The sequence below is a fragment of the Nibricoccus aquaticus genome (assembly GCF_002310495.1).
Classification (GTDB): Bacteria; Verrucomicrobiota; Verrucomicrobiia; order Opitutales; family Opitutaceae; genus Nibricoccus; species Nibricoccus aquaticus.
The window spans coordinates 3,277,772-3,290,814 of the sequence record NZ_CP023344.1; the positions used below are offsets into that span (position 1 = coordinate 3,277,772).

At 60.5% G+C, this 13,043-nt stretch carries 11 protein-coding genes; 7 read left to right on the forward strand and 4 right to left on the reverse strand.

Going from position 1 to position 13,043, the window contains the following annotated elements:
- The first annotated feature begins 247 nt into the window (after nt 1-247).
- From dnaB to CMV30_RS13080, 5 genes are all read left to right on the forward strand, one after another.
- Nucleotides 248-1,582, forward strand: a complete 1,335-nt coding sequence (gene dnaB, locus CMV30_RS13060) for a replicative DNA helicase (protein ID WP_245844179.1) — start codon at nt 248-250, stop codon at nt 1,580-1,582.
- Nucleotides 1,583-1,715: 133 nt separating this feature from the next.
- Nucleotides 1,716-3,911 (forward strand): outer membrane protein assembly factor BamA, encoded by a 2,196-nt coding sequence (gene bamA, locus CMV30_RS13065; RefSeq protein ID WP_245844181.1) that lies wholly within the window; start codon nt 1,716-1,718, stop codon nt 3,909-3,911.
- 39 nt (nt 3,912-3,950) lie between these two features.
- Entirely contained in the window at nt 3,951-4,595 is a 645-nt protein-coding gene (locus CMV30_RS13070) for an OmpH/Skp family outer membrane protein (RefSeq protein ID WP_096056454.1), read from the forward strand.
- 109 nt (nt 4,596-4,704) lie between these two features.
- Entirely contained in the window at nt 4,705-5,754 is a 1,050-nt protein-coding gene (gene lpxD / locus CMV30_RS13075) for a UDP-3-O-(3-hydroxymyristoyl)glucosamine N-acyltransferase (protein ID WP_096056455.1), read from the forward strand.
- Nucleotides 5,755-5,781: 27 nt separating this feature from the next.
- Nucleotides 5,782-6,732 carry a ribose-phosphate diphosphokinase gene (locus CMV30_RS13080; RefSeq protein ID WP_096056456.1) on the forward strand — a complete coding sequence of 317 codons (951 nt, stop codon included), beginning with the start codon at nt 5,782-5,784 and terminating at the stop codon, nt 6,730-6,732.
- 128 nt (nt 6,733-6,860) lie between these two features.
- Here CMV30_RS13080 and pyrE read toward each other — a convergent pair whose 3' ends face one another.
- Entirely contained in the window at nt 6,861-7,430 is a 570-nt protein-coding gene (gene pyrE, locus CMV30_RS13085) for an orotate phosphoribosyltransferase (protein WP_096056457.1), read from the reverse strand.
- Between the two features lie 78 nt (nt 7,431-7,508).
- Here pyrE and CMV30_RS13090 point away from each other — a divergent pair, with 78 nt between their 5' ends.
- Together CMV30_RS13090 and CMV30_RS13095 are read left to right on the forward strand one after the other, a co-directional pair.
- Entirely contained in the window at nt 7,509-8,360 is an 852-nt protein-coding gene (locus tag CMV30_RS13090; protein ID WP_096057753.1) for an MBL fold metallo-hydrolase, read from the forward strand.
- A gap of 172 nt (nt 8,361-8,532) precedes the next feature.
- Complete coding sequence (locus CMV30_RS13095) at nt 8,533-9,810, forward strand: Hsp70 family protein (RefSeq protein WP_138223291.1); 1,278 nt, start codon at nt 8,533-8,535, stop codon at nt 9,808-9,810.
- A gap of 94 nt (nt 9,811-9,904) precedes the next feature.
- Here CMV30_RS13095 and CMV30_RS13100 read toward each other — a convergent pair whose 3' ends face one another.
- The 3 genes from CMV30_RS13100 to CMV30_RS20800 form a co-directional block, all read right to left on the reverse strand.
- Nucleotides 9,905-10,255 carry a hypothetical protein gene (locus CMV30_RS13100; RefSeq protein ID WP_096056459.1) on the reverse strand — a complete coding sequence of 117 codons (351 nt, stop codon included), beginning with the start codon at nt 10,253-10,255 and terminating at the stop codon, nt 9,905-9,907.
- Nucleotides 10,256-10,417: 162 nt separating this feature from the next.
- The gene (xylA, locus tag CMV30_RS13105) at nt 10,418-11,758 is read right to left on the reverse strand and encodes a xylose isomerase (protein ID WP_096057754.1); all 1,341 of its coding nucleotides are present in this window, start codon (nt 11,756-11,758) and stop codon (nt 10,418-10,420) included.
- A gap of 91 nt (nt 11,759-11,849) precedes the next feature.
- Nucleotides 11,850-12,899 (reverse strand): LacI family DNA-binding transcriptional regulator, encoded by a 1,050-nt coding sequence (locus CMV30_RS20800; protein ID WP_096056460.1) that lies wholly within the window; start codon nt 12,897-12,899, stop codon nt 11,850-11,852.
- Nucleotides 12,900-13,043 lie beyond the last annotated feature (144 nt).

Consider the following 13,043-nt stretch of genomic DNA (forward strand, 5'->3'; position numbering starts at 1 on the left):
TTCCCGGTTCTAACTGCGCCATTTGAAGCCGCGCCCTTTTAGGCGCGGCTTTTTTTTGACCCGTTCAGACGGCACAGGCGCTGCGAATTTCGTGTGAGCAACTAAGATTAACCTGCCGTTGCAATTCGTGTCGCAGCCCCTTCGCTCCACCGCCTGATTTTTCCCGATGGCTGACGACGCGCCACGATTCAAAAAACGCTTTCGCGACAACGGTGATTCTGCCGATGGAGCACACGCGCCCAGCCTCATGGGACGTTCACCGCCGCACAGCATCGAGGCCGAGGAGTACCTGCTCTCGTGCTGTTTGATCGACGGCAATGACACCATCGCGCGATGTCTCGAAGGCAAACTGGGGGCGGCTGCGTTTTACGCGCCAGCAAACCGAGTCATCTTCGAAAAACTCGTCGATCTCTACAATCGCGGAGCGCCCATTGATCTCGCGGTGTTGTCGGAGGATCTCAAGACGACTCAGCAGCTGGAGCAGGTCGGTGGTTACGCTTATCTCACGCAGATCAGCGGACGCATCCCGACGACGGCGCAGGCACCATATTTCATCGAAAAGATCCGCGAACTTTTTCTCCTGCGCGAGTTGATCAAGGTCGCTTCCACGGCTGTCGAAAATTGCTATAATTACCAAGGAGGCCTTGAGGAATTCATCGACAAGACCGAGCAGGAGCTGTTCGCCGTCACGCAGGATCGCATTTCTGACGCGGCGAAATCCATGAAGGGGCCGGTTACTGAAGCGATGGGCGTCATCACGAAGATGATGATGAAGAAGGGCGAACTCACGGGCGTGAGCTCGGGCTTCAAGGATCTCGACGAGTATACCTTCGGCTTTCAGCGGCAGGAAATGATCATCCTCGCGGCGCGTCCCTCGATGGGCAAAACCTCGCTCGCACTGAACTTCGCTGAGGCCGCCGCCATGCCGAAACGCGGCACGGGAGTGACCACACTGGTGTTCAGTCTCGAAATGAGCGCGGCCCAGCTCGCGCTCCGTATGCTATGTTCACGTGCCCGCGTGAATATGAAGCTCCTGCGCGACGGCTTGCTTTCCAAACATGGCGACGAACAGCAGCGCCTTTTGCAGGTCGCCGATGAATTCACCAAGTCGCCCATCTACTTGGATGATTCCAGCCATCTCTCGATCATGGAGCTCCGTGCCAAGGCCCGGCGTCTCCATGCACGTTCGCCGCTCGGGTTCATCGTGGTGGACTACTTGCAGTTGCTTGCCCCGACCGACTCGAAAACGCCGCGCGAACAGCAGGTCGCCGAAATGTCCCGCGGACTTAAAGCACTTGCGAAGGAACTCAACGTGCCGGTGCTTGTATTAAGTCAGCTCAACCGCTCGGCCGAAAAAGAGAACCGCACCCCGAAACTCTCGGACTTGCGCGAATCCGGATCGATCGAGCAAGACGCAGACGTAGTCCTCATGCTGGCCCGCCCCAAAGACGCTGACGAAAAATTCCAAGTAGCCTCCGACTCCGCCGAGTTAATAGTTGCAAAGCAACGAAACGGACCGGTAGGAGAACTCAAACTTACCTTCCTCCGAGACATTACCCGCTTTGAAAACTTCACTCAGTAGCCCTGCTGCCGGGGCCGTCAGGTTCCTTGTTGTCTTTATTTTTGCCGTTTTCGCCGGTTTGCGGCTGGCAGCCCAAGTCCCGGGAGAAGCCGAAAGTCGTCCGTATAAAGTAGGTTCCATCACGGTCCGCTTTGTGGGCACGGCCAACGTCAACGAGCAGGTTGTCCGTGCCAATATGCAGGCCCGCGAAGGTTCTGAGCTCGATGACACGATGATCGATCGTGACATCCAGTCGCTCTACCGCACCGGCCTTTTCGAGTTCATCGAAGTGAAGCGCGAGGTGCTGGATGCCCGCGTGATCAACCTGGTGGTCGAGGTTACGCCGAAGTACCGCGTGTTGATGATTCGTTTCGAAGGCAACGAGCGTGTCAAAAGCCGCCGCCTCGAAAAAGACATCAAGACCAAGCCCAACGCCTCGCTTGATGAGCGCCAGGTGAAGGAAGACGCCGAGAAGATCCGCGAGTATTACCAGAAGACCGGTTACAACCAGATCTCGGTCAATTACTCCATTGATCGCGACCGCGCCACGGGCTACGGCACCGTTATTTTCAACATCAAGGAAGGCCCCAAGGTTAAGATTTCCGACATCCGCTTCATCGGCAACGAACACGTCAAAGCCCGCGCCCTGCGCAAAGCGATCGAGACGAAGCGCTGGTGGATGTTCTCCTGGCTCACCGGCAGCGGCCGTTACAAGGACGAGCAGTTTGAGGACGACCTCGACAAACTCCGCGATTACTACCGCGAGCAGGGGTATCTCGACGTCGAAGTCCCTCAGGAAAAAGTCATCTACGACTACCCGAAACCCGGTAAACTCTTGCTCACCATCCAGGTCACCGAGGGTCGCCAGTATCGCATCGGTACAGTCACCTTCTCGGGAAATAAACTTTACCCTTCACGCTTGCTAGCCCTGCTTGCCCAGCAGGGCTCGGGCATGATCTTCGCTCCCTCAAAACTCGATAAAGACGTCGAGACGCTGGAGGAATTTTATGGCAAGGACGGCTATCTCGAGACCCGCGTGCGCATCGTCCGCAAGCCTAACATCGCCACCGGCAACATCGACGTCGAATACCAGATCACCGAGAGCGAACAGTTCTTCGTCGAGTCGGTGAAGATCGAGGGCAACACCAAGAGCAAAAGCATCGTGATCATCCGTGAGCTCACGCTCGGGCCCGGCGAGATCTTCGATCTCATCAGCATGAAGCGCAGTAAACTCCGTCTGGATAACACGCGCTTCTTCGACGACGTGAACATCACACACGAATCGACCAACATCCCCGGCCGCCGCAATCTCAAGGTCGCCGTGAAGGAAGGTCGCACGGGTAATCTCCAGTTCGGCGCCGGTTTCAGCTCGCTCGAAAAAGCCGTCTTCTTCGCCGAGCTCTCGCAGTCCAATTTCGACCTCTTCAACCGCAAGGGATTCTTCCAGGGCGACGGCCAGAAATTCCGCATCCGCCTCCAGATCGGCTCCGTTTCCAGCGAAGCGATGCTCTCGTTTGAAGAGCCTTGGTTCTTGGAGAAAGAACTCGCGCTCGGCTTCTCGATCTACCGCACGAGCCAGAACTACGACAATTCGTACTACGAGCGCGTCGATACCGGCGGCGAAATCTACACGCGCAAACGCCTCTTCGAACTCGTCGTGGGCCGTCTCTCGTACAATTACACCGAGACCAAGATTCAGGATATCGACGAGGTTGCCTTTCTCTATGGTGCGCGTGAGGGCAAAACCAACGTCTCCAAAGTCGGCTTCCAGCTGGAGCGCGATACGCGCGACAAGATCGTCAACACGACCGATGGCGGACGCGTTGAGCTCAATCTCGATGTCGCTGGCGGCGTGCTCGGTGGCGACTACGACTACTACCGCGTCGAAGCCCGCACCTCGCAGTTCTTCCCCATCTTCCGCGCGCAAGAGCAGGTCATCGGCGTGATCGGCCGTTTCGGCGTGCTCGATAGCTACAGCGATTCTGAAGTGCCCTACTACGAGCTCTTCACCCTCGGCGGGCCCTACACGCTCCGCGGCTTCGAGCAGCGCGATGTCGGGCCTCGCCAACAAGGCTACGTCATCGGTGGCAAAAGCTACGGTATGCTCAGCATTGAGTACTCGGTGGACATCGTCAGCCCGGTCCGTTTTGCGATCTTCTACGACGCCGGTTTCGTGAATTCACGTTCCTACGATTTCAATCCGGCCTACTACAACGACAACTTCGGCTTCGGCCTCCGCCTCTTCGTTGCCGGCGCGCCGCTCAGTCTCGATTTCGGCATTCCCCTCACGACCGACAAAGAGAACGACAAAGGAAATCAATTTAACTTTTCCTTTGGCACCCGGTTCTGATTTCTACACAGCTCTTTCTTTTCCAAAAACACCCACACCATGAAGACCTCCCTCAAGACCCTGTTTGCCGCCACCGCGCTGAGCGTTTCCGCGCTCTTCGCCTCTGCGCAGACGGCCCCAAAAATCGCTGTCATCGACCTGGCCAAGGTTTTTGACGGTCATTACAGCACCCAGCAGCAGCAGGAAAAACTCAAGGGTCAGGAAGCCAAGATCAACGAGGAGATCCAGAAGATCGTCAAAGACGGGCAAGCCCTCGCTGAGAAGTACAAGGAGCTCGTCGAGCAGACCAAGAATCCCGTGCTGACCGCCGACGCCCGCACGGCCGCTGAAGGCGATGCCATGAAGCAGCTTGAAGAGGTCCGTAAAAAAGAAGCGCAGTTCAACGAGTACCGCAACGATGCGAATCGTATGGTCCAGCAGCAGATCGGCGCCTTCCGCCAGATGCTGATCGAAGAAATCTCCAAGATCGCCACGGACATCGCCAAGAAAGAAGGCGCGACCCTCCTCGTCGAAAAAGCCGCCACCCTTTACGCTGATCCTTCCTACGACATCACCGATAAAGTGATGGCCGAGATCAACAAGACCCGCCCCGCCGGGCTCCCCGCTCCAGCCGCCGCCGCTCCAGCTCCCGCTGCCAAGCCAGGCGAGACCCCGTCCGTCCTCTTCCCCGGTACCAAGAAGTAATCACGCTTCGATCCGGTTAATATTTGCCCCGCTCTTCGATGAGCGGGGCTTTTCATTTTAACCCTCCGCGATTGCCTCGCTTTATCTCCCCTGCACGCTGCATCCGACCATGGAGCTCAACTTCACTCCGGCTGAAATCGCCGACATCGTCCAGGCCCACGCCACACGCGGAAACACGCACGAGATCGTTCGCGGCATCGCCTCGCTGAGCACCGCGCGCACCGGGGATCTATCCTTTCTCGGCAACCCCAAGTACAAACCCGAAGTCGCCACCACCGCCGCCTCCGTGGTCTTGCTCCCGGCGGATTACGTTGGTGAACCCAATCCCGGCCAGCTTTTCCTCCTCGTCGACAAACCTTCCGTCGCACTCGTCCGCCTGTGTACCCGCGTCGAACGTCTCCTGTGGCCCACACCAGCGCCCGGCATTCACGCCACTGCCGTGATCGCACCCGACGTGAAAATCCCGGCCTCCGCCACCATCGGTCCTCTGTGCATCATCGAAAGCGGAGCGCGCATCGGTGAACGCACTCATCTTCAGGCCCGTGCCTTCGTCGGTCGCACCGCGCAGATTGGCGACGACTGCTGGCTCATGCCCGGTGTCACGGTCACTGCCGAATGCGTCCTCAAAAACCGCGTGCGGCTCCAGGCCGGTGTCGTGATCGGGTCCGATGGCTTCGGCTACGAATTTATCGCCGGCCGCCACGAAAAAGTCCCCCAGCTGGGCAACGTCATCATCGAGGACGACGTCGAGATCGGTGCCAACTCCACCCTCGACCGCGCCCGCTTCAGCCAAACCGTGATCGGGGCTGGCACCAAAATAGATAATCTCGTCCAGATCGCCCACAATGTCGTCATCGGTCAGCACTGCCTGATCTGCGCTCAGGCCGGCATCTCCGGCAGCACCACGGTCGAAGATTTTGTCGTCGTTGGCGGTCAGGCTGGCCTCGCGGGGCATCTCACGGTCGGCAAAGGTGCCAAAATCGATGGCCAGACCGGCGTTAACTCCGATCTCGATCCGGGAAGTTTCGTCAAAGGCTCTCCCTGCCTGCCTTACAACCTGGAGCAACGCATCAATGTCCTCCGCAAACGCCTCCCGGACCTCTTCCGCCGCGTGGACGAAATTGAGAGTCGGCTAGAAAAGCCTTCCGCCCCGGTCTAACACTTCGCAACCTCTCCGTCACATCGCATGAGCAACAAGCCCGGGCTTAAAATCTTCACAGGTAACTCGAATCGCCCTCTCGCCGAGGAGATCTGCCGCCACATCGGCATTCCGCTGGGCGAGGCCACCGTCACCAGCTTCCCCGACGGCGAGTCGTTCGTGAAAATCAACGAGAACGTCCGCGGCCACGACGTCTTCCTCATCCAGTCCACCTGCCCGCCGACGAACCATCACCTGATGGAGCTGCTCATCATGATCGATGCGGCCAAGCGCGCATCGGCCCACCGCATCACCGCCGTGTTGCCGTTTTACGGATACGCCCGCCAGGATCGCAAAGACCAGCCCCGCGTGCCCATCACCGCCAAGCTCGTCGCCAATCTGCTCACCTCCGCCGGCGCGAACCGCGTGCTCACGATGGATCTGCACAGCCAGCAGATCCAGGGCTTCTTCGACATCCCCGTCGATCACCTCTACGCCTCGCCCGTCTTCTTCAATTATCTTTCGACCATCAACAAGGAGAAGCTCGTCGTCTGCTCGCCTGATGTCGGTGGCATCAAAATGGCCGCCGCCTACGCCGACATGATTGGAGCCGGCCTCGGCCTCGTCGCCAAGAAGCGCACCAACGCCACCACCGTCGAAGCGATCAACGTCGTCGGCGAAGTGAAGGACTGCGACATCCTCCTCGTGGACGACATCACCGAGACCGCCGGAACGCTCACCGCCGCTGCGAAAATCCTTCGCGAACACGGTGCCCGCAGTATCCGCGCTGCCGTCAGTCACTGCGTGCTCAACGACATCGCCTACGACCGTCTTCGCTCCGGCCTGATCGATGAGCTCATCACGACCAACTCGATCCCGCTCGATCCGAAAGGACTGCCCATCACTGTACTCAGTGTCGCCAGCATCCTCGGCGAAGCGATCAAACGCATCAGTAACAACGAGAGCGTGACCAGCCTGTTTAAGATCAAAGGATTTTAATCCCACCGGGCACGCGATTCAGCTGCCCGCGTCAACGCCGCCTGCTCCCGCGCTTAAACGTGGCAGCTGCGGCGTTTTTCTTTCTCCGCCGTTAACCCCGCGTCTTAAGTGACGCGGCTACGCACCGCTCAGCTGCCTGGTTTGCTTGCCGGGATTTTCGCGAGGGCTTCGGGGATTTGATCCGCCGGGTAAGTCGGAAAACTAAGTTCGAGCAGCGAGATCGCGGGGACATCGAAGCGTGCAACGCCGGCGCTGCGATCGACGAGCATCGCGACTGCGACAGGCGTGCCGCCCGCTTTGCGGACGATGTCGAGACACTCCACCACGCGGCCGCCGCGTGTGACGACGTCTTCGACGATGAGGACTTTTTCTCCCGGTTGCAGAGTGAAGCCGCGGCGCATCACGAGGACGTTATTTTCCTTTTCGGCGAAGATGTAGCGCGAGCCGGTCTGGCGGGCGACTTCCTGGCCGAGCACGAGGCCGCCCATCGCGGGAGCCAGCACGGTCGTGAACTTCAGGTCCGCGAGTTTGCCGATCAGCAGCTCGGATAGGCGTGTGACGGCAGCCATGTCCTGACAGACCTGGGCGCATTGAAAAAAGTGGCCGCTATGCAGTCCGGAACGGAGCACGAAGTGCCCTTCGAGGAGGGCGCGTGTGCGTTTGAAGATGTCGAGGACTTCCTGTTGCTGCTGATCCATGCGCCCGACGGTGGGAGGGCGCGGGAAAAAAACAAAAACTTTTTTGCTACTGCTGCGCGTGGCCGCCAAGGTGACCGCGTGGTCATCGAGTACGCACCTTTGGAAGACGAGCTGGGCGATGTGCTGGAAAAAGCCATGCGCCACTGCGGCGTTTCCGAGCAGGCGCTGGCGGAGCGCGCGGGTGTGCCATTGGAAAAAATCCGCGACGCTATCGACTACCGCTACGATTTTTCTCCCGAAGAGCTGCGTCAGCTGGCGAAGGCGCTCGCGTTAAATGAAGTCGGCCTGCTCGCGCTCGCGCAGCGCACGTACCCGCTGCCGGAGATTTCCGGACTGCCGTTTTGCGTGCATCCGCTGCGGATGTCGCACGGCATCGGCGTGGCCAACGCGTATATCATCGCCGAGTGCGGCAGTGGACACGGTCTGCTTTTCGACACTGGTCCCGACCACGCGCAGCTGCGCCGCTTCTGGCCGAAGGCGATTCAGTCGGTGGACGCGGTGTTCGTGACGCACGCCGAGACGGAGCACACGGGAGGGCTGGAGGTCTTGCGTAACGAGCACCCGCGCGTGCCGGTTTTCGGGCCCGCGTCGGTCGGCAAACGTTTGCCCGGGCTCACGGCTCCGGCGGATGACGCATGCCTCGCGTTTGGAGATTTCGAAGTGCGCGTGTTGCGCACGCCAGGTCATGCGGAGGCGCATAATTGTTATCTCATCCGCGTGCCGAAGCTGGCGCAGGCACCGTCGCTGTTGATCTCGGGCGATTTGATTTTCGCGGGCTCGGTGGGCGGGGCGTTTTATTGCCAGCGGCGGTTGGTGGAGAATTTCCGCCGCCTGATGTCGGAGCTGCCCGAGAACACCGTGATCGCCCCTGGCCACGGGCCGCTCACCACCATAAAAAACGAACGACGTTTCAACCCGTTCGCTCCGTGACTTTTCGTGGCCGTACTCGCCGGCTGGCTGCGATGGACCGCAAGGCGTGAGCGAAGGCATCGCTTTCGCACTTGTGGTTGATCGGATCTGTCGCTGCCGTCTGCGCCCCATTCCCGTACGTTGCAGGTGAGGTTGCTCGCTGGTGCACGCGGCGATTGCGGGCTGCACGACCATGAGCGATTTCATCTACGGCATCGATTTCGGCACCAGTAATTCGTCCATCGCGATCTGGGACGTGAAGAAGCGCGAGCTCGTGCGGGATACTCGCATTGCTCGGGTGGAGTCGTCGTTCATGTACTTTCCGTACTCGGCGCGCGCGGAGCCTCCGGTGATCGGCGATGAAGCGAAGCGGCGGTATGTTTCGGACAACATGCGCGGGCGTTTTTTTCAGGCGATCAAGACGATCCTGCCCAACGCGACTTTCACGGAGACGGTGTTCAATAATCACTCCTACACGATCGAAGAGCTGATTGCGTTTCCGCTGCACCAGATGAAGCAGCGGGCCGATGACGTGACCGGTCAGGATGTGAAACGCGTGGTGATGGGGCGGCCCGCGGTGTTTTCCACCGATCCGGCCGAGGATGCCCTGGCCGAACAACGACTGCATCGCGCCGCAAAGGCGGCGGGCTTCACGGAGATCCATTTCCAGTATGAGCCGATCGCGGCGGCCTTTGCCTACGAATCGCGTATTCAAAAACCTGAGCGCGTGCTGGTCGGCGATTTTGGCGGAGGCACGTCGGATTTTTGCGTCGTGCAGCTCGACCCGCACCGGCAGGGATTGACGGATCGCATGAGCGACATCCTGGCGACGGGCGGCCTGCCGACGGCGGGCAACAAATACGACGGAGCGACGATGTGGCATAAACTGACGCCTCTTTTTGGACGCGACGCCACGTACGAAAGCTGGGGAAAGCGTATCGAAGTTCCAAATGCCCTCCACCGCCGGATCTGCCAGTGGGACCAGATCGTCTTTCTGAACAACGCGCAGAATCTGGATCTGCTGTGGCGGCTGTCGCACTCGTCGGATGCCCCTGAGGCGTTCGAGCGCTTCATCGCGCTGGTGAAGGAGAATCAGGGTTTCGCACTTTTCCAGGTGATCGAAGCGGCGAAGATAGCGCTCGCATCGAAGATCGTCGCGCCACTCCAGTTCAACCATCCCCGCATCTTGATCGACGAGCGCATGACGCTCAGTGAGTTCAATCGCATCTCAGCCGATATCACGGCGGGCATAGTTGGTTATCTGGACAAATTTCTCGCAGACGCTCGCATCGAGCGCGGCAGCATCGAGACGGTCTTTTTAACAGGAGGCACTTCGCTGATTCGTAGTTTACGCGCAGAGTTCAAGCAGCGCTTCGGGGCAGAAAAAATCCGCGATGGCGAGGAGTTCACCAGTGTGGGCGACGGCCTGGCGTTGAGCGCTCCGTTGTTTTTCCCGGAACTGCATCGGTGACCATGGAAATAGACTGACTAGAGGAGTGCTGCTAGGGCCTGCGAGCTGGGAAATCGGAAGCCGGCCAGCGGCCGGCGCTCCCGGGGGCGGGCGCTCAGTTGTTTCCGTAGAGGAAGCCGGCACCCTTGCCGCCACTGGCACCGACGAGTTCTTCTTCATTTTCGGCGACGGCTTCTTCTTCTGGGATTTCCTCGAGCGGGGCGAAGCGTTCGGAGGTGAAGCCGAGCTCTTGTTTACCGGCGTGGAAAGGGTCGGGCGGGTTGGTGAGTTCGACGAGGAGGAGGCCGACGGTGGCGGAGTCGCCGCCTTTGACGACTTTCTCGCGGCCGAGAAAGACCTCGCGGATCGTGTACGTGACGCCCTTGACCGGGAGCTGCTTGTAGATCGCGCGGATGAATTCGTTGAAGGTGTCGTTGATGCAGACGACGCGTTGGCCTTTGACCATGATGGTGTGGAATGAAACGCGGATGGGCGCGGGGGCAACCTAGGAAAAGTGAAGGGCGAAGAGTGAAGAGTGAAAAGGGGGCACGTAAAAGGCGCGTCGGTGAGGACGCGCCTTGGATTTCAAATACTCGCAATGCCGACGGGGATGTCGGTGCTCCCAGGGTTAGACGCCGTTGGCGACGTACTGGGCGAAGAGGTTTTCGAGGTACTCTTGTTTGCCGCTCTTGGGCGTGGGCTCGCCGAGCTTCGTGAGGACGAGTTTTTCGAGCTCTTTGAAACCGACTTTGCCCTTCTCGATGTCTTTGCCGTAGCCGGTGTCGAAGGAGCTGTAGCGGTCGTCGACGAACTTCTGGAGTTTGCCTTCGGCGATGATTTTGCGGGCGAGTTTGAAGGCGAGGGCGTAGGCGTCCATGCCGCCGATGTGGGCGTGGAAGAGGTCGTCGAGGTCGATGGACGGACGACGGAGTTTCGCATCGAAGTTGAAGCCGCCGGAGCCGAGGCCGCCGGCGTTGAGGATCGGGATCATGGCGAGGGTGAGCTCGCGGGCGTCGGTGTTGAACTGGTCGGTGTCCCAGCCGAGGAGCGGGTCGCCGGTGTTGGCGTCGATCGAGCCCAACATGCCGGCGGCGGCGGCGACCTCGATCTCGTGCTGGAACGAGTGGCCGGCGAGCGTGGCGTGGTTGGTCTCGATGTTGAATTTGAAGTGCTTGGCGAGGCCGTACGTCTTGAGGAAACCGATACAGGTGGCGCAGTCGAAATCGTACTGGTGCTTGGTCGGCTCCTTTGGCTTGGGCTCGATGAGGAACTGGCCTTTGAAGCCGATCTCTTTCGCGTAATCGACTGCCATGCCTAGGAAGCGCGCGAGGTGGTCTTGTTCGCGTTTGAGGTTGGTGTTGAGGAGTGTCTCGTAGCCTTCGCGGCCGCCCCAGAAGACGTAATTTTCGCCGCCGAGTTCGAGGGTGGCTTCCATGGCTTTCTTCACCTGAGCGGCGGCGTAGGCGAAGACGTGGGCGTCAGGATTGGTGGAGGCGCCGGCGAGGAAGCGCGGGTTGCTGAAGAGGTTGGCGGTGCCCCAGAGGAGTTTCACGCCGGTGGCTTTTTGGAGGTCTTTGGCGTGGGCGACGATGGCGTCGAGGTACTTGTTGGACTCGGCGAGCGTCTTGCCCTCGGGGGCGATGTCGCGGTCGTGGAAGCACCAGAAGGGCGCGCGGATTTTTTGGAAGAACTCGAAGGCGGCGTCCATGCGTACCTTGGCGACGGATACGGGATCTTTGCCGGATTCCCAGGGGCGGACAATGGTGCCGGGGCCGAACGGGTCGGCGCCGGTGCCGCGGAAGGCGTGCCAGTAGGCGATGCCGAAGCGGAGGTGCTCGGACATGGTTTTGCCGTCGATCACCTCGTCGGGGTTATAGTGCTTGAACGACAGGGCGTTTTCGCTGCGGGGGCCTTCGTAGGCGATCGTGTCGATGCCGGAGAAGTGGGATTTGGATTTCGATTTTTTCATGGGAGGAAAGAGGAGTGAGGGAGAAGAAGAGGGGAGAGGATAGAGAGTGGAATGTAGGGGGGAAGAAGGCGGAGAGCGGGGGATGAGGGCGTCAGGCGGGCGGGGCGGCGAGGGTGGCACCGGGGATGACGGTGGTTTCGACGAGGATTTTGCGGAGGAGGGAACGGGGTTGAAGGAGGCGGCTCACGAGGCGGGCGACGGTGGATGCTCCGAGTTCTTCGTTGGGGACGCGGAGCGTGGCGAGGGCGGGGAGGCCAGGGGGTGGCTCGTTGCCGTCGAACCCGGTGATGGAGCAATCTTGCGGGACGCGGAGGCCGCGGGTGCGGAGGTCGGCGATGAGCTGGTAGGCCTGGTGATCGGCGGCGCAGACCCAGGCGGTGACTTTGTCGCGGCGGGTGGCGGTGGCGACGGCGTCGGCAAGGGCATCGGTCGTCGTGTAGCGCGGCTGGGAGGCGTGGAGGTTGAACGTCCAGCGAGGGTCGAGAGGGAGGCCGTGTTGGAAGAGAGCTTCGGCGTAGGCGGCGAAGCGGCGCGAGGCCCAGAGGCCGCCGGTGGGATAGGCCCAGGATACGAAGCCGATGCGTTTGTGGCCGAGGGCGGTCAGGCGGGAGACGAGGTCACGAATGCCGCCGTGGTCCGTGTCGATGACGTCGAGCGGGGTGTCGTGGTATTCGTTGAGGACGGAGACGACGGTGAGCTTGCGGGCGATCATCTTCACGACGTCGTGAGGAAACGGGTACACGAGGATGGCGCCGCGCCAGCCGGATTTGCGGATTTGGAGGAAGAGCTGGCGGCGACCGGTGTCGTTGTTGAGCTCAGCGGGATCGAGGGAGAGGACGTCGATCGCGAGGTGTTCGATGGCGGCGCGGTGGCGGATGCCTTGGAGGATCTGCGGGAAAGTGGCGCGGTCGGCGGCGACGAGGGGGGCGCCGATGAGGACGCCGACGGTGAGGGGCGTGGCGGCGCGGGGGCGGCGGATCGAGCGGGTGGGCGAGCGGTGGTAGCCGGACGCGGCGGCGGCGGCCAGGACGCGTTCGCGGGTGTCGGCGTTGATGGCGGGGTGATTGGAGAGGCTGCGCGAGACCGTGGTGCGGGACACTTTTAGCTGTCGGGCGAGGGCTTGCTGGTTGACGGAGCGCATCGGAGGCGGAGCGGCGGAGTCGGGCGGGAAATGAAGCGCTCAGGGGAGTGCGTGGCGGGGCGGAGCGGCAAGCATGAAGTTATGCACATGTTGCGTGATTGTGAGGCGCTATTGGCTATTTTTAGCTATGGGAAGTGGGTGATC